Raw genomic sequence first — 22,161 nt, forward strand, 5'->3', positions numbered from 1 at the left:
ATCAAGTGACGGCCGTCTTGACGGCGAAGCGCGCATCCTTCCAGGCGCCGCTGCGCAAGATGTCCTCGAGCACTTCGACCGCGTGCCAGACATCGGCGTAGCCGACATAGAGCGGGGTGAAGCCGAAGCGCATGGTCGACGGCGCGCGGAAATCGCCGATCACGCCCCGTTCGATCAGCGCCCGCATGATCTGGTAGCCATGCTCGTGCATGAATGAAATCTGGCTGCCGCGTTTGGCGCCGTCGCGGGTGCTTTCGAGCGTCAGCCCGTAAGCGCCGCACTTGGCCTCGACGAGTTCGATGAACAGGTCGGCCAGCGCAATGCTCTTGCTGCGCACCGCCGCCATGTCGACATCCCTCCAGATGTCGAGCGCCCCCTTCAGCGTGCGCATCGACAGCACCGGCTGCGTGCCGCACAGAAAGCGGCGGATGCCGATGCCCACGGCATAGCCTGGCTCGAAGGCGAAGGGCCGGGCATGCCCCCACCAGCCGGTGAGCGGCTGCTGGATGTCGGCAAGGTGGCGCTCGGCCGCATAGATGAAGGCAGGGGCGCCCGGGCCGCCATTCAAATATTTGTAGGTGCAGCCGACGGCGAAATCGGCGTTCGATCTGTCGAGCTCGACCGGCATCGCGCCGGCGGTGTGGCAAAGATCCCAGACGATCAGCGCCCCAGCGTCCTGGGCCTTGCGCGTCAGTGCCAGCATGTCGCGCAGCTCGCCGGACTTGTAGTTGACGTGATTGACCAGCACCACGGCGGTGCGTTGGTCGATCAGCTCTTCGATATCAGGCGCGTCGACGCCGGCGAGGCGCAACTGAGTGTTTTTTCTTGTCGAGAGCACGCCTTCAGCCATGTAGAGGTCAGTCGGAAAACTGTCGCCCTCGGCCACGATGACCGGCCGCTCCGGCCGCATCGCCATCGCGGCGTGCAGCAGCTTGTAGATGTTGACCGACGTCGTGTCGCAGACCACCGTCTGGCCGGCCGCGGCGCCGATCAGGCGCCCGAGCTGGTCGCCGAGTTCGAGCGGCATATCGAACCAGCCGGCCGTGTTCCAGGCGCGGATCAGGTCGTGCGCCCATTCCTCGGTCGCTGCCTTGCGCAATTCCTCGAAAGCGGCATGCGAGGCAGCCCCCAGAGAATTGCCGTCGAGATAGATCACCCCTTGCGGCAGCACAAAGCGGTCGCGCATGGCGCGCAACGGATCCGCGGCATCCATCGCCTCGATGGCCGCGAGGTCGGGAATTCCTGTCATGGTTTGTCTGCTCCCCCAAGATTCGACGCAACGCCGGAACGACGGCATCCATCGGTCACGAGCGCTTTTCCACCACCTGGCATCGCGCGGCAAGGTTCCACCGATGACAAGCTGTCCGACCAGGCGCTGAAAACCAGGAGCCAAGCCAACCCAAGGTTGGCGTTTTGACTTCGTTTCGTTCACGGTTCACTAACCAAACCGCCCCGTCGATATGGCTTCAGTTCCGTGTCCTCTTTGCCGGCTGACGGCCGATTCCAATGCCGCCTTGTGGTAACCCAGAGGCGGCAAACGAAAGCAGAATCAAGGCGATGAGGCGCGATCCGGTGAAAGCGGGGCTGCGCCGCTGGCGCGGCGGTATCATTTCCAGAGCCCTAACACATTCATTAAACTTTAAACGGTTGCGGAACACAACTGGAACAGATAGTGTTTGTTCTGGGTTTGTTTTTCCGATTCTGGTTCGAAATCCCTGGGGGCCGCCATGCTGACGCGCAAGCAACATGAACTTCTGATGTTCATCCATGAGCGGCTGAAGGAGAGCGGCATTCCGCCCTCGTTCGACGAGATGAAGGAAGCGCTCGACCTCGCATCCAAATCCGGCATCCACCGGCTGATCACGGCGCTGGAAGAACGCGGCTTCATTCGCCGGCTACCCAATCGTGCCCGTGCGCTGGAAGTGCTGCGCCTGCCGGACTCGATCGCGCCCGGTCTCAACGCAGCGCGCAAATTCTCGCCGAGCGTCATCCAGGGCAGTCTTGGTCAGGGCAGCCTCGGGCGGCAAATCAAGCCAGGACCGTCCCGTATGCCTTCGGCCGGCAATGACGACGATGTGGTTGCCGCCGTGTCGATCCCGGTGATGGGACGCATCGCCGCCGGTGTGCCGATCGACGCCATCCAGCACCAGACGCATTCGATCTCGGTGCCGCCGGACATGATCATGGGCGGCGAGCACTACGCGCTGGAGGTCAAGGGCGATTCGATGATCGAGGCTGGCATTTTCGACGGCGACACGGTCATCATCCGCAATGCCAATACCGCCAGCCCGGGCGAGATCATCGTGGCGTTGGTCGATGACGAGGAAGCGACACTGAAGCGGTTCCGCCGCAAGGGCGCTTCGATCGCGCTCGAAGCCGCCAACCCGGCCTATGAAACACGCATTTTCGGTCCGGACCGGGTCAAGGTGCAAGGCAAGCTGGTCGGGCTGATACGGCGCTACTGAGCCGGCTCGGCGGCTGATCTGTCGGGCTTCTTGTAGGGCGGCATGCCCCTCGCCTCGCGCGAGAACTTTCGTTGGACATGCCAGGGGCGGTATGGCTTGTCGACGGCAAAGTCGATCTCCGGCGGCCTGGTTGCCGATTGCGGGTCGAAGAAGATCGCGGCGCTGCCCAGACGGGCAAGCTGCCGTTTGTTGACGACAAGGACCAGCGGATTGCGGCAAGGGTCATAGGCGGTGGCGTCGTCGATGATGATCAGGGTCGCGAAAGAACAGGCTTTCCACGCCGCCTTGCGGTCTTCGACATAGGCGACGATGGCGCCTGAGGGATGCCGCGCAAGGCACAGCCCGGCCTTGCAATAGAACGGCGACCCCGGCGGCAATTCGGCTGGGTCGGCGATGTCGAATTGTTCGCCGCTGTTGTCGAATATCTCGGGCTCGACGATGGTTTCGGACTTCAAGGCGCGCTTCCAGTTGTCGGTTGTGAATTCGTTCGAGCGCACCCGGTTGAGGGCCAGTTCGCCGCCGCCGATCGGCAGCGCGACCAGATGGGCATCCTCCGAGATCAGCACATCGGGCGTGCGTGTGTCGGAAATCGTCAACAGTCCGGCGATCGCGAAAGGAAGTGCAGCCAGCCTGAGCCATGTCGTTGCCATGGTGGCGATGATCAGCGCGATGGTTGTCAACAACACCGACTTGAGCGAAATCAACCCGACCGCATCGACTGGCGAGCGCTCCGAGATCCATGCCGACAAGGCAATCATCGCTGTCAGCCCCTTGCCCATGACATAGAGGAACGGCCCGTCGGCGCCGAACGGCATCGCCAACGCACTAAGAACCGCGAAAGGCATGACAACCAGCGAGACGATCGGCATGATGGCCAGATTGGCAAACAGGCTGAGCGGCGACACACGCTGGAAATGCCAGATGGCGAACAGCGCTGTGGCGCTGCCGGCGATAATCGAGGTCATGGCCAGACCGCCCGTCGCCAACAGGAATTTCCGGCTGAGGAAGGCAAGCGGTGAGCGGCGCGGCGGTGGCGACGTCGCCTTACCCGCGCGGTAGTCGGACCAGCCTGCATAGGCGCCGACCAGGGCCGCGGTGGCGGCGAAGGACATCTGGAAACTCGGGCCGACCACCTCGTGCGGCGACACCAGGATGACGGCAATGGCCGAGATCGCCAGATTGCGCATGGTGAGTGCGGCCCGGTCGAACAGCACGGCGATGAGCATCACCGCTAGCATGATGAAGCTGCGCTCGGCGGCGACCACGACGCCTGAAATGATGAGATAAGCGGCGATGGACATGAGCGCGGCAGCCGCGGCATATTTCTTCACCGGCCGGCGTGAGGAAAAATCCGGGAACAGGGCGAAGGCGCCGCGCAGCAGCGCCATGATGGTGCCGGCGACCAGCGCCATGTGCAAGCCGGAGATGGAGATGATGTGGTAGATGCCGGTGCGCCGCATCGCCTCGTTGATCTCTTCCGGGATGCCGGCGCGCACGCCGACAATCAGTGCCGCGGCAATCTCGCCTTCGGCGCCGCCGATTTGGCCGCGGATATGATCTGCGATGCTCTCACGCGCGTTTTCGATCGCGGAAGACAGCCGCGCTGCCAGCGGCGGCGGGTCTTCGGAGGCTGCGATTTTCGGATTGCCGAGGAAGAAGCCGCTGGCGCCGATGCCGGTGAAATAGCTGTCGAAGGAGAAGTCATAGCTGTCCGGTCGCACCGGGCCGGTTGGCGGCAACAGCCGGACATAGCCGGTCGCTATCGTGCCGGCGGTCATCCCGGCGGGAATTTCCCGTGCCGAAAGCCTGACGCGCTCGGGCGCATAGCGCAGCTTTGGCCGGGCGGTCGAGATCACGTCGATTGTCAGCCTGACGCGGCCATTCGACATCTCATCGAGGCCAACGACACGTCCGGTCAGTTGCGTCTGGATTTCCGAACCGAGCATCTGCGTTCCCGCGCGCCAGGTTTCGACCTTGGCGGCAAGCACGCCGAGCGCGCACAGCATCACCACGATGAAACACAGATGCGTCCTCGGCCACGACCGTGAGACAACGGCACACAATGCCATCAGCACCACGACGGCAATGGGCTGCGCAAACCCCGGCTCATTGGCCAACGAGAAGTAGAAGATCACCCCTGCGGCCAGGAAAACCGGCACCAGCAGGAAGGCAACGCCGCGGTCGAGTTCCGTGCCGGCGGCCGAAGCGACGCTTCGGCGGATTGCCGGCCATGACGAACGGCGGACGAGTTTGCGCAGACGGGTGACCGATCCGGGCGTAGCGACCGGTATCGGCGTGGCTTGATCCGGCGGCACGGGCAGGATGCTAGGTCGCAGCTCAGGCAGCGAGACGGGCAGCGGCTCGGCATAGGGACCATCGGCAAACAGCGATCGTTCGCTGACGCTTGCGGTCGCGTCCTCGCTGTCGTCCGCGCCCCGGCCACGTCCTGCCATCGGGTCTGCCCCTTGCGCCCTAGACCTCCTATGCTACATGAACGCGCAACGCGCGAAAGTCCGCGAAACCACACCCGCTTCCCACGTTCCCCGAGAGTTCCATGTCCGACAAGGTCGTCACCCGTTTTGCCCCCTCGCCCACCGGCTACCTGCACATCGGTGGCGCGCGCACGGCGCTGTTCAATTGGCTCTACGCCAAGCACACCGGCGGCACGATGGTGCTGCGCATCGAGGACACCGATCGCGAGCGCTTCAACGAGGCGGCTACCCAGGCCATTCTGGATGGGCTGACCTGGCTCGGGCTTTCCTGGGACGGCGAGGCCATATCGCAGTTCGAGCGCGCGCCGCGCCACCGCGAAGTGGCCGAGGAGCTGGTGCGCATGGGCAAGGCCTATTACAGCTACGAGACGCCGGCCGAGCTGGAGGCGATGCGCGAGTCAGCTAGAGCCAAGGGCCTGCCGCCGCGCTACAACGGCCAGTGGCGCGATCGCGACCCCTCCGCGGCGCCTGTGGGCGTCAAGGGCGCCATCCGCATCAAGGCGCCGACCGAGGGCGAGACCGTGGTGCACGACCGCGTGCAGGGCGAGGTGCGCTTTCCCAACAAGGATCTCGACGACTTCATCATCCTGCGCTCGGACGGCAACCCGACCTATATGCATGCCGTCGTCGTCGACGATCACGACATGGGCGTCACCCACATCATCCGTGGCGACGATCACCTGACCAACGCCGCCCGCCAGACGGTGATCTACAACGCCATGGGCTGGGACGTGCCGTCGATGTCGCACATCCCGCTGATCCATGGTGCCGATGGCGCCAAACTGTCGAAGCGACACGGCGCGCTCGGCGTCGAGGCCTATCGCGCCATGGGCTACCTGCCCGAGGCATTGCTCAATTACCTGGCGCGGCTCGGCTGGAGCCATGGCGACGACGAGATCATGTCGATCAAGGATATGGTTGCCTGGTTCGACATTGGCGACGTCAACAAGGGTGCGGCCCGTTTCGACTTCGCCAAGCTCGAGTCGATCAACGGCGCGCATATGCGCAAGATGGACGACAAGGCGCTCTTCGACATCTTCATCGCCACTCTGCCCTATCTCGAAGGCGGGCCGGCGCTGGCTGCGCGTCTCGACGACAAGCGCAAGACGCAGTTGCTTGCCGCCCTGCCCGGCCTGAAGGAGCGTGCCAAGACGCTGGTGGAGCTGGTCGACGGCGCCGCTTTCCTGTTCGTCGAGCGGCCGTTGCCGGTCGACGAGAAGGCATCGCTGGTGCTCAATGCCGAAGCGCGCGCAGTCCTGCGCGGCGCTCACGCAGCGCTGCAGGCGGTTTCAGGCGACTGGACGGCCGCCCATGCGGAAGCCGCTATCCGCGACTACGCGCTGGCCGGTGGCCACAAGCTCGGCGCTGTGGCCCAGCCGCTGCGGGCAGCCCTGACCGGCAAGAGCACGTCGCCCGGCGTTTTCGACGTGCTTGCCGTGCTTGGCCGCGAGGAAAGCCTGGCGCGCATCGCCGATCAAATCGATTAGGAGAGATCTGGCCCAAGAAGATTGGCATTGAAAGGTACGTTTCGCAGTGCAACATTAGGTCTTGGCCCAATCTGGCACGGAAATCCCCCTGCGGGCGCCAGCGCGCAGTCCGATGCCTTCGACGTGTTGCGTTGCAGATATTTGCCTTTGCCGGCATGACGAAACAAAAGGAGCTTGCAATGACCGAAGCTGCGACAAAACTGGAATTTGGCGGCAAACCGCACACGTCGACGGCAACGCTGGAACTCGGCGGCAAAACGCACGAATTCAAGGTGCGAAGCGGCTCGGTCGGGCCAGATGTTATCGACATCGGCTCGCTGTACAGCACCACTGGCGCCTTCACCTATGACCCCGGCTTCACCTCGACGGCAAGCTGCGAGTCCGAAATCACCTTCATCGACGGCGACGCCGGTATCCTGCTGCATCGCGGCTACCCGATCGACCAGCTGGCCGAGCATGGCGACTTCCTCGAGGTCTGCTACCTCCTGCTTTACGGCGAACTGCCGACCAAGGCGCAGAAGGACGACTTCGACTACCGGGTGACGCGCCACACCATGGTGCATGAGCAGATGTCGCGCTTCTTCACCGGCTTCCGCCGCGACGCGCACCCGATGGCGGTGATGTGCGGCGTGGTCGGCGCGCTGTCGGCCTTCTATCACGACTCCACCGACATCTCGGACCCGTACCAGCGCATGGTCGCCTCGATGCGGCTGATCGCCAAGATGCCGACGATTGCGGCGATGGCCTACAAATACCATATCGGCCAGCCCTTCATTTACCCGAAGAACGAGCTGAACTTCGCCGCCAACTTCCTGCATATGTGCTTTGCGGTGCCGTGCGAGGAATACAAGATCAACCCGGTGCTGGCGCGCGCGATGGAGCGTATCTTCATCCTGCACGCCGATCACGAGCAGAACGCCTCGACCTCGACCGTTCGTCTTGCCGGCTCGTCGGGCGCCAACCCGTTCGCCTGCATTGCCGCCGGCATCGCTTGCCTGTGGGGTCCCGCGCATGGCGGCGCCAACGAGGCGGCACTGAACATGCTGGGCGAAATCGGCCATGTCGATCACATCCCGGAATTCATCGCCCGCGCCAAGGACAAGAACGATCCGTTCCGGCTGATGGGCTTTGGCCACCGCGTCTACAAGAACTACGACCCGCGCGCCAAAATCATGCAAAAGACCGCGCATGAGGTGCTGGGCGAACTCGGCATCAAGGACGATCCGCTGCTCGACATCGCCATGGAGCTGGAAAAGATCGCGCTGACCGATTCCTACTTCATCGAGAAGAAGCTCTATCCGAACGTCGACTTCTACTCGGGCATTACCTTGAAGGCGCTGGGCTTCCCCACCACCATGTTCACCGTGCTGTTCGCCGTCGCTCGCACCGTCGGCTGGATCGCGCAGTGGAAGGAAATGATCGAGGATCCGCACCAGAAGATCGGCCGCCCGCGCCAGCTCTATACCGGTGCGCCGGAACGCGACTACGTGCCGATCGCCAAGCGCTGAGCAGGCCCGAACCGAACCGCTAAAAAGCGCCGCAAAGGCGCTTTTTATTTGTGGTGACCAGATTTGATATGGCGAAGCACGACATCAGCGGCGATGTCGCCAGACGGCTTGTCGGTCGTCATGCGCCGGGCGATTTCCGCGAAACCGTCCTTTTGCCAGGCCCGCATGCCGGTCTCGGCAAACAGGGCTTCCAGTTGGTGAGCCAAATTGTCCGGCCTGACATACTGGTCATAGAACTCCGAAATCAGCGCGCGGTCCGCGATCAAATTGGGCAACAGCGCCGACCAGACGGTAATGACATGCTGCGCGATCAGGCGCGCGATGGGGTCAAGCTTGTAGCACGACACCATCGGAACGCCGGACAGTGCAAGCTCCAGCGACACCGTTCCCGAAGCGATCAGCGCCGCATCGGCCTTGCCGAAAGCCTGCCATTTGCGTTCGGGATCGAGGATGATCTCAGGCGTCTCGTCCCAGCGCGCCACCGAGGCCCTGACCAGATCGGCGACATGCGGCACCGTTGGCAACAGCAGGCGCAAGCGATGCCCGCGCGCGCGCAGTGCCGACACTGTCTTGCCAAATGGTTCGATCAGCCGGCGCACTTCGCCGCGGCGCGAACCGGGCAGCACGAGCAGCGTCTTGACACGGTCATTGGACAGGTCGCGTGGCAGGCCTTGGGCCCTGGCAGCACCTGCCAGGCCCGCATCATGGGCGAGGCGATGCCCGACATAGGTGCCGGGCGGGCCGCCAAGGCGGGAGAGCGCCTTCACCTCGAATGGCAGGATGCAAAGGATGTGGTCGACATAGGGCTTCATCGCCACCGCCCTGCCCGGCCGCCACGCCCAGACGCTCGGGCAGACATAGTGGACGATCGGGATTGCCGGATTGGCGGCGCGCACCTTCTTTGCCACCCGCAGCGAGAAATCCGGGCTGTCGATGGTGATGAGACAGTCGGGTCTTTCCGTCGCGATCGCGTTTGCCGTCTGGCCGATCCGCCGGATCAGCCGCGGCAGATCACGCAGGATCGCGCTGAACCCCATCAGCGCAATTTCGCTGCCGTCGAACAGGGAGTTAAGCCCGTGCGCCTGCAAATGGCGGCCGCCAATGCCGACCAATTGGACTTCGCGGCCGGTCGCGCGCTTGAGTGCTTGTACGATGTCGGCGCCAAGCAGGTCGCCGGATTCTTCGCCGGCAACGATGGCAATCTTCAGCGGTTTCTCAATGGCCATGTGCCAGCTCCGCCGCGGGCAGACCGACGATGAAAAGGCCCAACTGATTGGCGCTGGCAATGGTGGCAGGGCCTTCCAGGACAAGCGAGCGTCCGGCCTCGATGGCGATGCCGGCAAGCCCGGCGGCATGCGCTGCGGCGACGGTCTGCGGGCCGATGGATGGCAAGTCCGCACGCAGTTCCTGACCGGGCTTGGCGCATTTGACCAGGACACCGCGGGTCTTGCCGGCGAGCCTGCCATGACCACGCAATTGCGCCGTCCGCTCAAGCAGCCCGTTGGTGCCCTCGATGCCTTCCAGGGCAATCACCCGGCCACCGATCGCGACGGCGGCCTGGCCGATGTCCAGGGCGCCGATGGCTTTTGCCGCCGCGCGGGCAGCCTCGATGTCGCGCCAGTCGGATTTTCGCGGCTCAGCCTTGGTCAGCGAGCCCTCGGCCGCGGCCAATTCGGGGACGACCTCGTGAGCGCCGACAAGCTTGATGCCTCGCGCCTGCAGACCTCGCGCCACAACCTTCAACAGGCCGTCGTCACCGCGGGCCAGTGCCCTGATTACCACGGGAATGACGGCAATCAGGCTGAGACTTGGGCGCAGATTGGTCAACCTTGGCCGACGCCTGATCTCTCCAGCGAGCACCAGATGGGTAATTCGGCGTCGCTTCAGCAACGGCACAAGGGAGCCGATGTCTTCCAGCGCAAGGGTTTCCTGCTCGTACCCGGCGAGGTCCGGTATACGGTCGACTTCGCCTTCCATCAGGATGATGACAGGCGGATATCCCCGCTCCGCCAGGCCGACGGCCACTTCGACCGGCAGGCTACCGCCGCCGGCAATAATGCCGACCCTGGAGCCTGGCGCGAGATCTAGCTTCGTTCCGCTGACCTCAGTCTTCGTCATCGGTATCGCCGTCGCCACCCTTGAGCGACGGGACGGCGTAGTGCCGCTTGCCGCGACTGGCGATGAAATCGATGATTTTCATGGCGGTCGGCGACGCGGCGAACTCGGCCTTGGCGAATTCGATGTTCTCGCCGACGGTACGGGAGCGATCGAAGATCGTCCGGTAAGCCTTGCGCAGCACATGGATTTCCGAGCGCGGCAGGCCGGCGCGCTTCAGGCCGATGATGTTGAGGCCGCGCAGGCTGGCGCGATTGCCGACGGCGATGGCAAAGGGGATGACATCGCCAACGACTGCCGAGCAACCGCCGAGAAAGGCATTGTCGCCGACGCGGACAAACTGGTGCACGGCGGTAAGGCCGCCGATATAGACATTGTCGCCCACCTCGCAATGGCCGCCCAAGGTCGCGCCATTGGCGAAGGTGGCGTTCTTGCCGACGACGCAATCATGGGCAATGTGGGCGTAGGCAAGGAAATTGCCGTTGGCGCCGACCGCCGTCTCGCCACGGCTGGAATCGGTGCCAAGATGCATGGTGACGCCTTCGCGGATCGTGCAGTTCTCGCCGACAATCAGGGTGGTGCGGCCGCCCTTGTGCTTGGTGTTCTGCGGTGGTCCGCCCAGCACCGCCATCGGATAGACCTTGGTCGAGGCGCCGATGGTGGTCGCGCCCATCACAGAGACGTGGCTGACCAGTTCAACGCGATCGCCGATCACGGCGTCGGCACTGATGTGACAGAAAGGCCCGATGCGGGCGCCTTCGCCGATTTGAGCGCCTTCCTCGATGACCGCCGAAGGATGGATTGATGTCTGGATTTTCATGAGCATTCGATCGTCAGCCGCCGGTGACCATCATCGCCGAAATCTCGGCTTCAGCGGCCTTGGCGCCGTCGACCAGAGCTTCGCAGGCGAATTTGAGCAGATTGCCACGTTTCTTGATTTTCTTGACATAGATTTTCAACTGGTCGCCGGGGACGACCGGCTTGCGGAATTTGGCATTGTCGATGGTCAGGAAATAGACCAGGGATGGTTTTTCGGCGGCGAGGCTGCGGATGCAGATGGCGCCGGCAGTTTGCGCCATTGCCTCGACGATCAGCACACCCGGCATCACCGGTTGGTCCGGGAAATGACCTTGGAAATGCGGCTCGTTTATGGTGACGTTCTTGATGCCTACGGCGGAGTCATCGCCATCGATGTCGATGATGCGATCGATCATCAGAAAGGGATAGCGATGCGGCAGCAGCTTCATCAGCCCCAATATGTCGACCGCCTCCAGCGTCGTCGCCGCCGTCATCTCAGCCATTCCCCCCGTCGCCCTGCTTGCGCGTCCTGGCCAGCTTGCGCAGCATGGCAATCTCGCGCATGGCTTCCGCCATCGGCTGGGCCGGATAGCCCCCCCAGATCTCGCCGGCAGGCACGTTGCTCATAAATCCACTTCTCGCAGCAAGCTTGGCCCCTGCCCCTATGGTCAAATGATCCGCAAGACCGACACCGCCACCCATAGTGACGTTGTCGCCTACAGTTACGGAACCGGAAATACCCGAAAGCCCGGCTATAATGCAATTGCGGCCGATGCGAACGTTATGGGCGATCTGCACCAGATTGTCGATCTTGGTGCCCTGGCCGATGATGGTGTCGGACATGGCGCCGCGATCGACCGTTGTGTTCGAGCCGATCTCAACATCGTCCTGGATGATGACACGGCCGATCTGCGGGACACGCTCCGGCCCCTTGGCGCCACCCACGAAACCAAAGCCATCCTGTCCGACGCGGGCGCCGCCATGGATGATGACGCGGTTGCCGATCAGCGCATACTGAATGCTGGTGCCCGGACCGATGTAGCCGTCGCGGCCGATCTGGCAGGAAGGACCGATCACCGCATGGGGAGCAACGACGGTTCCGCTGCCGATGGAAGCGCGAGGTCCGATGACGGCACCAGCCTCGATGATCGCACCGGCCTCGACATGGGCCGTCGGGTCGACATGGGCATGCGGCGAGACACCGGTTTCGCTGGTCATCGGCCCCGGCGTGGCGGCCGCCGGGAAAAGCAGGCGTCCGACCATTGCGAAAGCCTGTTGCGGACGCGGATGGACCAGAACCGCAACGCCCGCCGGCGCCTTGGCGGCAAATTCGGCGGGACAGAGAACCGCAGCAGCCTTCAGGGACTGCATCAGCGCAAAATTGCGCTTGCCGTCGACGAAGACGAGCGCATCCTCGCCGCCCTCGTTCGCCGGCGCCAAGGCCGAGATCGATATTTGGGATTGGTCGGAATCGACAAGCATCGCGCCGGTCAGATTCGCGACTTCGCCAGCCGTGTATCGGCGTGAGGGCGCGAAGAACACCGGATCGGTCATTCCAAAAGCAATATCCAGCTAGGTCGGATCACTCTCTTCCGGGCCCCAACGGCCCGGAAGCATCGTTACCCGCGAATCAGAAGCGGGTCGATATGCCGAAGTTGAATTCCTGCACGTCGTCGGTCGCTTGCTTCTTGACCGGGATCGCGTAGTCAATGCGAATCGGGCCAAAGGGCGACGCCCACATCAGACCGACACCGACCGAAGCGCGCAGCTTCATGCCGGTTGACGCTGGGTCGACACCGGTAACCTTGTTGTCATAGAGCGTCGCCGCATCAGCAAAGACCGCGCCGCGCAGGCCGAAGCTTTCCGGGATCACAGGCAGCGGAAACTGGGCTTCGGCCGAGGCATTGAAATAGGTGGTGCCGCCGAGATGGTCGCCGCTGGTACCCAGGGCCACCGGGCCGATACCGCCATAGGCAAAGCCGCGGATCATGCGGTCGCTGCTCTGGAAATGATCGAAGACGCGCAAATTGCCATCGCCGTAGCCATAGACATAGCCGGCACCGCCTGAGACAAGCCCCACCAGATCCAGTTGCTCCGAAAGGGTCTGGTAGACACTGGTGCGACCGGTGACCTTGACGAATTTCGCGTCACCACCAAGGCCGGCCACTTCCGTGGTGACATTGGCATAGATGCCTTCATGCGGATTCTTCATGTCGTCGATAGTGTTGTAGAGCAGACCCAGACTGACCGACGATTTGATCCATGGGCTTTGAGCCACACCGTCCAGGATCGCGGTGGAGATGGTGCATTTGCTGGGATCGTAAATCCCACTGGTCAAGCAATTGTCTGCGATCGCGTATTTTTCTTGCGAGATGTTATACGCCAGCTGGGTCGAGATGCTGTCGGTGATCGGCAGGCCGAAGCGAACCGTCGCTCCCAACGTCTCGCTATCATAGTGGTCGTAGTTCCGGGTCTGCTGGAAGATGTCGAAGCCGGCGGCAATGCGCCGTCCGAGGAAATAGGGCTCGGTGAAGGAGAGGCTGTAGTCACGCGAATTCTTGCCGCCACCAGCCGAGAGCTTGATGAACTGGCCGCGGCCGAGGAAGTTGCGCTCGGTGATCGATCCTTCGACCGATGGGCCTGCCGTGTCGCCACCGGTCGAATAGCCGGCACCGATCGAGAACTCGCCGGTCGACTTCTCGACCACGTCGACCACCAGCACAACCTGGTCAGGTTCGGAGCCGGGCACCGTCGAGATGTCGACTTTGTCAAAGTAATTGAGGTTTTCCAGCCGCTTCTTCGCGCGCTGGATGAGAACCTGGTTGAAGGCGTCGCCTTCACTGACGTCGAATTCGCGACGGATGACATAGTCACGCGTGCGATCGTTGCCGCGGATCTCGATGCGCTCGATATAGGCCTTGGTGCCCTGGTCGACCGTGTAGACGACCGAAATGGTGTGGTTTTCGAAGTTGCGATCGCCACGCGGCGTCACCTGGGCAAAGGCATAACCGGAACCCGCGACCTTCTCGGTCAGCGCAATGATCGAGTCCTCGACATCCTTGGCGTTGTAGACGTCGCCCTTGTGGGTCTGAACCACCGACTCCAGCGACTTCGAGTCGACCTCGGGGATCGTGCTCTCGACGCTGACGTCACCGAAATTGTAGCGGTCGCCTTCCTGCACGGTGATGGTCACCGTGTACTTGTTTGTCGTGTCGTCGAGTTCGCCGACGGCGGAAACAACCTGGAAATCGGCATAGCCGTGATTGTAGTAGAAGCGACGCAGCAATTCCTGGTCGGCGCGCAGCTTGTCCTCGTCATAGACGTCGTCACGCAGCACGAACGACAGGAAAGTCGAGCGCTTGGTGGCGATGACATCGGACAGACGGCGGCTCGAATAGGCGCTGTTGCCGACGAAATTGATCGAAGCGATCTGGGTGCGGCCGCCTTCATTGATGTTGAAGACCACGTTCACGCGGTTGTCGCCGAGATCCATGATCTGCGTGGTGACAGCGGCGTCGTCGCGGCCGATTCGCTTGTAGGCAGCCTTAACTGCCTCGACGTCGGCATCGAGCGCAGCTTGCGAGAAGGTGCCGCGCGGCTTCAGCTGGACCGCGACCGCCAGGGCGTTGTCCTTGAGCTTCTTGTTGCCCTGGAACAGTACCTGGTTGACGACCTGGTATTCGGAAACCTTGATGACCAGCGTCGAACCGACCTGATTGATCTGGACGTCCGAGAACAGTCCGGTGCCGAACAGAGCCTTGACCGCTTCATCGATATCGGCGCTGGAAAAGGCCTTGCCGGGCTTGATGGTGACGTAGTTGCGGATGGTGTCGGCGTCGACACGCTGGTTGCCGCTGACTTCCACTCTGCTGACAACAGCAGCCTCAGCCGCAGATGTGGCAACGAACTGCACTGCGAGCGCGCCTGGCACAACCAGAGCGGCGGACAAAGCCACCGCGGACGCGGCGCTCAGAAACTTGGATGCTGCCTTCATCGGGCTTTTGTACCTTTTCTCGAAGTCCCCACGGCGAGAAAACCGGACGTGCGGTAATTTCTCCTACCGTATTAACCGGATTTTCCCTACACGCAAGGCTTCTGGTTAATTTGTAATTACTTAACCCTGGTGCGTGGCTTTCGCGTCACTCATACCCCCCTGCATGGTAAACGGCGTCTCAACGTTGGTCGTGCCGAAGTCAAATTCCTTCATGATTTCAGCACCCAAACAGATCGTTCCAGAAAACGAACACCGTGAAGCCGAGCACCAGAAGCAGGCCGGCCCTGTAGACCATTTCCATCATCCGTTCCGACACCGGCCGCCGGATGACAGCCTCCACGCCGTAGAACAAGAGATGGCCGCCGTCGAGGGGGGGAATCGGCAGAAGGTTGAGAAACCCTATCCCGACCGACAGCCCGGCAACGAGTTGCACCAGCCACAGGAAGCCCAGTTTTGCCGCCTGCCCCGACATCTTCGCGATCTTAATCGGGCCGCCCAGCTGGCATTTGTCTTCGCGGCCGACGACGAATCGCTGCAGGAACTGGCCGGTGCGCTGAATGACGTGCCCCGTCTCCTCGACCGCGGCGCCTACCGCTCCGACAGGGCTGTAGGTGATCAGCCTGGGTTGGCCGAGTTCCTTGTTGTTGACGACGCCAATGACGGCCACCTTGACCTTGTTGCCCAGCGCGTCCTGCTGCTCCATCGGTTCCGGCGTCGCCGTAACGGTGACCTCCTTGCCGTCTCGCAGCATGATGAAGGTGATGGCATCGCCGGCGCGGCCTGAAACCAGGCGCTGGACGTCGGCGAAGCTCTCGACCTTGCTGCCGTCGACAGCAACGAATCGGTCGCCAGGCAGAATGCCGGCCCTCTCCGCCGGACTGCCGGCAGTGACTTGCGCCACCATCGGCTCCATCACAGGGCGGCCGTAGGCGGAAAACAACACTGCGAAGACGGCGATCGTCAGCAGGAAATTGAACAGTGGCCCGGCCACCACGGTGGCCGCGCGCTTCCAGATCGGCTGGGTGTGGAAAGCAATCTTGCGTTCCGCATCGGTCAGCGTTTCCAGATCTTCCGCGCTGGGCTGGCTCGACGTGGCGTTCATGTCGCCGACAAATTTGACATAGCCGCCGAGCGGTATGGCGCAGAGTTTCCAGCGCGTGCCGTGGCTGTCGTTGAAGCCGAAAAGTTCGGGGCCAAAGCCGATCGAAAAGGCTTTTACGCCGATGCCGCACCAGCGGCCGACGAGGTAGTGGCCCATTTCGTGGACGAACACGACCACGGTCAGCACGAACAGGAAAGGCACCAACGTGCCGAGGACAAAGCCCTGCGTGCTGAAAACCGCGTGAAGAATCTCGTTCAATTCATGCCCTCAAATTCATCCGCAGCGCAGCTCGCGCCGCGACTGTGACATCAATCCGGGCGAATCCGTGGCGCGCGCCATTCTTCGCCCTGAAAATGCTGCTCAAGCCGGAAACAACCCCTGCGCCGGATGATCGGCGGTCGCCGAAATCCAGCCGATGACGTACAGGGCGAAGGCAGCCGCGACAAGCCCGTCGACCCTGTCCATGACGCCGCCATGGCCCGGTATCAGCGCGCTGGAATCCTTGCGCCCGTGGCGGCGCTTGACCCATGATTCGAAAAGGTCGCCGGCCTGGGCGACGATCGACAGCACCAATGCAACCAGGCCAAGGACACCAAGATTGCCGGCACCGGCCGCAGCAGCCAAAAGCACCCCCGCAACCACGCCGCCGACAGCGCCGCCGAGCGCACCGCTCTGCGTCTTGCCGGGTGAAATCGACGGTGCCAGCTTCGGGCCGCCGACAGTGCGGCCGACGAAATAGGCAAAAATGTCGGTCGCCCATACCACCGCGAACAGAAACAGGATCGCCACCAGGCCGGAATGGTCGCCGTCGCGCAACAGCGCCAGCGAAAGACCGGAAACCGCGGCGTAGGCAAGGCCGGACGCATCCCATTGGGTTGTTCCGCGAATCCGTGCGGCGACAGACGTGACGACAACCAGGGCTGCGATAAGAGGCAGCAGCAAGGACGCCGGCAGGCTGGCGATCAAGGCGCCAACGAAGACCAGAAGCAGCGCTTCCGGCAGAAAGCCGAGGCCGGCAACGGCGGCCGGGCGCGACATGCGCGTCCACTCATAGAAGATCACCGCCGTCATGGCGGCGCAAAGCAAACGGAACGACAAACCGCCGAGCCAGGTCAGGCCAAGGGCGATAACGGCCAAAACGACTGCCGAGACGACGCGAAGCTGGAGATTGCTCATGCCGGCGCCGGTCACGAAGCGACGTCTTGGGCGGCAAGTCCGCCAAAACGGCGCTCGCGGCCGGCGAAATCGCGCAATGCATCGGCCAGATGCTCACGACTGAAGTCAGGCCAGTAGCAAGGCAGGAAGACAAGTTCGCTGTAGGCTGCCTGCCACAAAAGGAAGTTCGACAGCCGAAGCTCGCCGCTGGTGCGTATGACCAGCTCCGGATCGGGAATGCCTTGCGTGTCGAGAGAGGCGGCAAAGGATTCGGCTGATATCGCCTCGCTGGCGAGCTCGCCGCGCGCCACAGCCTCGGCGAGCTTGCGCGCCGCGCGCACGATCTCGTCGCGTCCGCCATAGTTGAAAGCGATGACCAGGGTCAGCGACTCGTTGCCAGCGGTCAGCGATTCGGCCTCTTCGAGCAGGCCCCTGATGTCGGGCTGCAGCCCTGCCCTGTCACCGATGATCCTCACCCGCACGCCGCTCTGGTGCAGCTCGGCAAGGTCGCGGCGGATGAACAGCTTCAACAGACCCATCAGGTCGCTGACTTCGGCTTTCGGCCGCGACCAGTTTTCCGACGAGAAGGCATAGACGGTCAGGAAGGAGATGCCGAGACCGGGTGCTGCGCGTACGGTCTTGCGCAGCGCCTCGACACCGGCGCGATGACCGGCGAGCCGCGGCATGCCGCGCGCCTTGGCCCAGCGTCCGTTTCCATCCATGATGATCGCGACATGCGCGGGCGTTGCCATGTTCTCGCTTTCGGGCCAGCCGATGGCCAGACCCTAAACCTGCATGATTTCAGCTTCCTTATCGGAAAGCAGGTGGTCGATGGTGCTGATCGTCTCATCGGTCAGCTTCTGGACCTGATCGGAGCGCTTGCGATGATCGTCCTCGCTGATGTCGCCGTCCTTTTCCGCCTTCTTCAGGAAATCCATGCCGTCGCGGCGCACGTGGCGCACGGCGACGCGGGCATTCTCGGCATAACCATGCGAGATCTTGACCAGCTCCTTGCGGCGCTGCTCGTTGAGCTCTGGCAGTGGAATCCTGAGATTGGTGCCGTCGACGATCGGGTTGAAGCCGAGATTGGATTCGCGGATGGCACGGTCGACGGCGCCGACCATCGACTTGTCCCAGACCGAAACCGAGATCATGCGCGGCTCCGGCACCGACACATTCGCCACCTGATTGATCGGCATGGTGGTGCCGTAAGCCTGGACCTGGATGGCGTCGAGCAGGTTGCCAGAGGCGCGGCCGGTGCGCAGCGAAGCCAGGTCGTGCCTGAATGCGGCGATCGCGCCATCCATGCGCCGCTTGAGATCGTCGAACTCACCACTCATCATTGTCTCCTCGACCCGTTTGCCCGGGTTCACTACTTGTGTTCGAGCCTCACTCCGAAAACCCCGGTTTTCGGGATTGTGCTCCGGATCAATCGTCGGCAACGACCGTACAACGGCCGCCGCCCCTCAGGATGTCGCCAAAACCACCCTTTTCGTGGATCGAATAGACGATTATCGGAATGTTGTTTTCGCGCGCAAGTGCAATCGCGGCGGTATCCATGATGGAAAGGCCTTTGTTGATCACTTCGGCATGGCTGATGCGCTCGAAGCGCGTCGCGTGCGGATCCTTCTTGGGATCGGCCGAATAGACACCGTCGACCTGGGTGCCCTTGAACAGTGCGTCGGCGCCGATTTCCGCGGCGCGAAGGGCTGCGGCCGAATCGGTGGTGAAGAACGGATTGCCGGTGCCGCCGGCGAAAATGACGACCTTGCCCTGGTTCATATAAGCGGTCGCCTGGCGTTGCGAAAAGCTCTCGCAAAGCTCGGGCATGGCGATTGCCGACAGCACCACGGCGTCGACGCCGATCTTGTTCAGCGACGTGCGCAGCGCCAGCGAGTTGATGACGGTGGCGAGCATGCCCATGTGGTCGCCGGTGACGCGGTCGCCACCCTTGGAGGCTACGGCCACGCCGCGAAAGATGTTGCCGCCGCCTATGACGACGCCGACCTCGATGCCCAAAGCGCGGGCCTCGGCGATGTCGGCGGCGATGCGATCGACCACCGACACGTCGATGCCGAAATGCTGTTCCCCCATCAACGCTTCGCCTGATGCTTTCAGCAAGACACGTCGAAAGAGAGGCTTGGCCGTCATCTGGTTCCTCGAAAATCTCGGCGCGGGAATTCGGGAGGCAAAACCGACCCCGCTTCGCCCGGCGGTGCTGTCACGATGCGTTGACCCGATACACGAAGGGCGCGGCGATGTCACGCCGCGCCCTGTCGCAAATTCCCAGCCGTTTGGCTTGCAGCCGATCAGTTGCTGCTGATGCTGACCGCCTCACCTTCGACAACCACCGGTGGTGCATAGTTGGAAGGCTTGTCGCCGGTCACGGTGCCGCCGGTAACCCTGGCCTGTATCTCGGAACCGAAATATGAATGTGGGAATGGCGCCGGACCGCGGCTGACCGCATCCAGCCGATCGCGAAGGTCAGGGGGAAGCGAGAAGTCCAGCGCCGCGAGATTGTCCTGCAACTGAGCAAGCTTCGTGGCTCCGAGGATGACGGAGGCGATGCCCGGCTGCGTCGCCACCCAGTTGAGCGCGACCTGGGGCATACTGCGGCCGAGCTCGGCGGCGACTTTTTCGAGTTCGGCCACGATCGCCCAGTTGCGCTCGCTGAATTTCTGGAACCCCGGATGGGTGGTGTTGCGAAAACCATCGAGCCGGCCAACGTTTCCGACCTGCGTCGGTCGGTATTTGCCGCTGAGCAGGCCGCTGGCCAGCGGGCTCCACACCATGATGCTGGCGCCATGGCGGGTGCCGAAGGGCACGAATTCATGCTCGATGGTGCGCTCGGCGAGGGAGTATTCGAGCTGCAGGGCCGAGATCGGTTCATAGCCGCGCAGTTCGGCGATCGCCTGCGCCCGGCCGGCATACCAGGCCGGCACGTCGGACAGGCCGATATGGCGCACCTTGCCGATGCGGACGAGGTCGTCCAGCGTGCGCATGACCTCTTCGGCCGGCGTCAGCCTGTCCCAGACATGCAGGAGATAGAGGTCGATATAATCGGTGCCCAGCCGCTTCAGTGAGGCGTCCACGGCGCGCAAGATGTTCTTGCGGCCGTTGCCGCCGCCATTTGGGTTGCCGGGCTCGGTGTTGAAGGTGAACTTGGTGGCGATGACCGCGCTGTCGCGCAGACCGCGTTCGGCGATGAATTCCCCCAGCCAGGTTTCACTGGTGCCGTCGGTGTAGAGGTCCGCGGTGTCGAAGAAATTGCCGCCGGTCTCGACATAGGCATCGAACATGGCACGAGCGGTTTCTCGGTCCGCCCCCCAGCCCCATTCGGTGCCGAAGGTCATCGCGCCCAGCGCCAGCCGGCTGACCCTGAGGCCGCTATTGCCAAGGGTGTAATAGGTCATGCTCATGATGTCGTTCCGATCCTGATCCGATGTTCAGCGCCGATCCTGTCCGGGGGTCGTCTTCACCCACGAGTTGCCACGCTCGTGCGTCATTCGGAAGGTGAAGCCATCCACCTTCCAGCCTGCGCCGGAACGGGCCAGATGGTGTTCGTAGGTGCCCCAGACTTCCCAGAGCGGGTCGCCATTGCCTTCCATCCGGTTCCAGGCATAGGCGTTGGTGAAGACGGTCGCAGCTTCGGCGTCAATGACGACCTGATGGTTGGTGCGCAGATGCAGGCTGGTCTTGCTGCCTCTGAGATTCGCTGCCCAGGTTCCGATCAGGTCGTCCGAGGCGATGGTGGCAGCAGGCTGTCCGCTCAGGCTGCTGAAGTCGACGGTGACGCGGTCGGCGAAAAAGCTGCGGGCGAGCCGCCAATCCTGGGCATCGACGGCGCGATCGATAGCATCGGCGATGCGGATGACGGCACGCTCGTCGGCGAGCGCCATTTCCTTAGACGGTTCGGCCCCGCCGGCATCGAACGGCGCCAGCGCAAGGCTCGCCGCGAAGGTAACGTCCTTCAACGCAGTCATCTCTCTTCTCCTTTGCGCATCGGCCCGCTGCCGACGTGTTGGCGACACTGTGGAGCAACCCGCTGGCATCGATAATATTGCATTGTTCGCAAGGACTATGCGATGCTGCTCATGAATGGATCGAGACCTGCTCAACCATCTGCCTGTCATCGTCGCCGTTGCCCGGCGCGGCGGCTTTGCGCTTGCCGCGGCCGAACTCGGCATGAGCCCTTCGGCGGTCAGCCATGCGGTGCGCCTTGTCGAGGAGCGGATCGGCCAGCCTCTGTTCGCGCGCACGACGCGCAGCGTCTCATTGACCGAAGCCGGCAAGGCGCTGGTGGAGACGGCGGCCCCTGCCCTTCAGGATATAGCCGAGCGGATGGACCGTATCCGCGGCATCACGGGCCGGCCCGCCGGGTTGCTTAGGATCAACGCCTCCAACATCGCGATCCCGTTGGCGGTGACGCCGGTGGTCGCGGCGATGGCGGAGCGCTATCCCGACATAACGGTCGAGCTGTTCGCCGACCAAGGCCTCGTCGATATCGTGGGCGAAGGCTTCGATGCCGGTATCCGGCTTGGCGAGATGATCGCGCAGGACATGGTGACGGTCCGGCTTACGCCACCGTTCAAGGCCATCATCGTCGCCTCTCCCGCCTATATCGGACGGCGTGGCCGTCCGCGCGATGTGGCTGATCTCGCGAACCACAATTGCATCGGCTACCGGCTTGTGCGCAGCGGCGGGCTCTATCACTGGGATCTGGCCGTGGATGGCAAGGATGTCGTCGTGGAGACCGGCGGCACGGTCATCGTCACGGATTCGCTCGCCGCCATCGATCTGGCGCTCGCCGGGATCGGGCTTGCCTATCTGTTCGAACCGCTGGCGCGCGCCGATTTGGCCGCCGGTCGCCTCGTTCAGATTCTGCCGCAAACGGCGATCGAGGAGCCCGGCCTGTTCCTCTACTTCCCGCGCCGGGCGGCGATGGCGCCGAAGCTGCGGGCCTTCATCGATACCGCGCAAGAAATCGGCCGAACATCCTTGCGGACATCCGGCCGAGTTGCCTGAGCTGAGAAGCCCCCTTTCGG

At 63.0% G+C, this 22,161-nt stretch carries 19 protein-coding genes; 4 read left to right on the plus strand and 15 right to left on the minus strand.

The genetic code is table 11. The features are described from left to right. Position 1: 1 nt before the first annotated feature. Complete coding sequence (kynU, locus tag AC1DXU_RS13945) at positions 2 to 1,249, minus strand: kynureninase (RefSeq protein WP_477369282.1); 1,248 nt, start codon at positions 1,247 to 1,249, stop codon at positions 2 to 4. Positions 1,250 to 1,727: 478 nt separating this feature from the next. Between kynU and lexA the strand changes: the two genes are divergently transcribed. After that, positions 1,728 to 2,465 (plus strand): transcriptional repressor LexA, encoded by a 738-nt coding sequence (lexA, locus tag AC1DXU_RS13950; protein ID WP_477369284.1) that lies wholly within the window; start codon positions 1,728 to 1,730, stop codon positions 2,463 to 2,465. Here lexA and AC1DXU_RS13955 read toward each other — a convergent pair. Next, positions 2,459 to 4,918 (minus strand): ComEC/Rec2 family competence protein, encoded by a 2,460-nt coding sequence (locus AC1DXU_RS13955; protein WP_477369286.1) that lies wholly within the window; start codon positions 4,916 to 4,918, stop codon positions 2,459 to 2,461. The genes lexA and AC1DXU_RS13955 overlap by 7 nt on opposite strands. A 101-nt stretch (positions 4,919 to 5,019) precedes the next feature. On the opposite strand from AC1DXU_RS13955, the gene gltX reads away from it, so the two are divergent. Then, positions 5,020 to 6,444, plus strand: a complete 1,425-nt coding sequence (gene gltX, locus AC1DXU_RS13960; protein ID WP_477369288.1) for a glutamate--tRNA ligase — start codon at positions 5,020 to 5,022, stop codon at positions 6,442 to 6,444. Positions 6,445 to 6,623: 179 nt separating this feature from the next. Further along, the gene (gene gltA, locus AC1DXU_RS13965) at positions 6,624 to 7,952 is read left to right on the plus strand and encodes a citrate synthase (protein WP_477247095.1); all 1,329 of its coding nucleotides are present in this window, start codon (positions 6,624 to 6,626) and stop codon (positions 7,950 to 7,952) included. A gap of 44 nt (positions 7,953 to 7,996) precedes the next feature. Here gltA and lpxB read toward each other — a convergent pair whose 3' ends face one another. The 13 genes from lpxB to AC1DXU_RS14030 all read right to left on the minus strand — a co-directional run bounded on the left by lpxB (position 7,997) and on the right by AC1DXU_RS14030 (position 21,099). Further along, complete coding sequence (gene lpxB, locus AC1DXU_RS13970) at positions 7,997 to 9,178, minus strand: lipid-A-disaccharide synthase (RefSeq protein ID WP_477369290.1); 1,182 nt, start codon at positions 9,176 to 9,178, stop codon at positions 7,997 to 7,999. Then, the gene (locus tag AC1DXU_RS13975; protein WP_477369292.1) at positions 9,168 to 10,070 is read right to left on the minus strand and encodes an LpxI family protein; all 903 of its coding nucleotides are present in this window, start codon (positions 10,068 to 10,070) and stop codon (positions 9,168 to 9,170) included. The genes lpxB and AC1DXU_RS13975 overlap by 11 nt, the downstream gene beginning before the upstream one ends. Continuing rightward, the gene (gene lpxA, locus AC1DXU_RS13980; RefSeq protein WP_477369294.1) at positions 10,057 to 10,887 is read right to left on the minus strand and encodes an acyl-ACP--UDP-N-acetylglucosamine O-acyltransferase; all 831 of its coding nucleotides are present in this window, start codon (positions 10,885 to 10,887) and stop codon (positions 10,057 to 10,059) included. The genes AC1DXU_RS13975 and lpxA overlap by 14 nt, the downstream gene beginning before the upstream one ends. A gap of 13 nt (positions 10,888 to 10,900) precedes the next feature. Then, positions 10,901 to 11,368, minus strand: coding sequence for a 3-hydroxyacyl-ACP dehydratase FabZ (gene fabZ / locus AC1DXU_RS13985; protein ID WP_477369296.1), 468 nt, complete (start codon positions 11,366 to 11,368; stop codon positions 10,901 to 10,903). Next, a complete protein-coding gene (gene lpxD, locus AC1DXU_RS13990) occupies positions 11,361 to 12,419 on the minus strand; it encodes a UDP-3-O-(3-hydroxymyristoyl)glucosamine N-acyltransferase (protein ID WP_477369298.1) in 1,059 nt (352 codons plus the stop codon). Before lpxD ends, fabZ begins: the two co-directional genes overlap by 8 nt. A gap of 76 nt (positions 12,420 to 12,495) precedes the next feature. Beyond that, a complete protein-coding gene (gene bamA, locus AC1DXU_RS13995; protein ID WP_477369300.1) occupies positions 12,496 to 14,859 on the minus strand; it encodes an outer membrane protein assembly factor BamA in 2,364 nt (787 codons plus the stop codon). A gap of 217 nt (positions 14,860 to 15,076) precedes the next feature. Next, entirely contained in the window at positions 15,077 to 16,219 is a 1,143-nt protein-coding gene (gene rseP, locus AC1DXU_RS14000; protein ID WP_477315002.1) for an RIP metalloprotease RseP, read from the minus strand. A 102-nt stretch (positions 16,220 to 16,321) separates the two neighbouring features. Continuing rightward, the gene (locus AC1DXU_RS14005; RefSeq protein WP_477369302.1) at positions 16,322 to 17,137 is read right to left on the minus strand and encodes a phosphatidate cytidylyltransferase; all 816 of its coding nucleotides are present in this window, start codon (positions 17,135 to 17,137) and stop codon (positions 16,322 to 16,324) included. An 11-nt stretch (positions 17,138 to 17,148) separates the two neighbouring features. After that, positions 17,149 to 17,868, minus strand: a complete 720-nt coding sequence (locus tag AC1DXU_RS14010; RefSeq protein WP_477369304.1) for an isoprenyl transferase — start codon at positions 17,866 to 17,868, stop codon at positions 17,149 to 17,151. A 33-nt stretch (positions 17,869 to 17,901) separates the two neighbouring features. After that, positions 17,902 to 18,456 carry a ribosome recycling factor gene (frr, locus tag AC1DXU_RS14015; protein ID WP_477315008.1) on the minus strand — a complete coding sequence of 185 codons (555 nt, stop codon included), beginning with the start codon at positions 18,454 to 18,456 and terminating at the stop codon, positions 17,902 to 17,904. Positions 18,457 to 18,544: 88 nt separating this feature from the next. Next, entirely contained in the window at positions 18,545 to 19,267 is a 723-nt protein-coding gene (gene pyrH, locus AC1DXU_RS14020; protein ID WP_477247113.1) for a UMP kinase, read from the minus strand. 158 nt (positions 19,268 to 19,425) lie between these two features. Then, a complete protein-coding gene (locus AC1DXU_RS14025; protein ID WP_477369306.1) occupies positions 19,426 to 20,535 on the minus strand; it encodes an aldo/keto reductase in 1,110 nt (369 codons plus the stop codon). A 27-nt stretch (positions 20,536 to 20,562) separates the two neighbouring features. Next, positions 20,563 to 21,099 (minus strand): nuclear transport factor 2 family protein, encoded by a 537-nt coding sequence (locus tag AC1DXU_RS14030; RefSeq protein ID WP_477369308.1) that lies wholly within the window; start codon positions 21,097 to 21,099, stop codon positions 20,563 to 20,565. A 115-nt stretch (positions 21,100 to 21,214) separates the two neighbouring features. Here AC1DXU_RS14030 and AC1DXU_RS14035 point away from each other — a divergent pair, with 115 nt between their 5' ends. Then, positions 21,215 to 22,141 (plus strand): LysR family transcriptional regulator, encoded by a 927-nt coding sequence (locus tag AC1DXU_RS14035; protein WP_477369310.1) that lies wholly within the window; start codon positions 21,215 to 21,217, stop codon positions 22,139 to 22,141. Positions 22,142 to 22,161: the final 20 nt, after the last annotated feature.

This window comes from Mesorhizobium sp. P3_A10 (assembly GCF_056403175.1).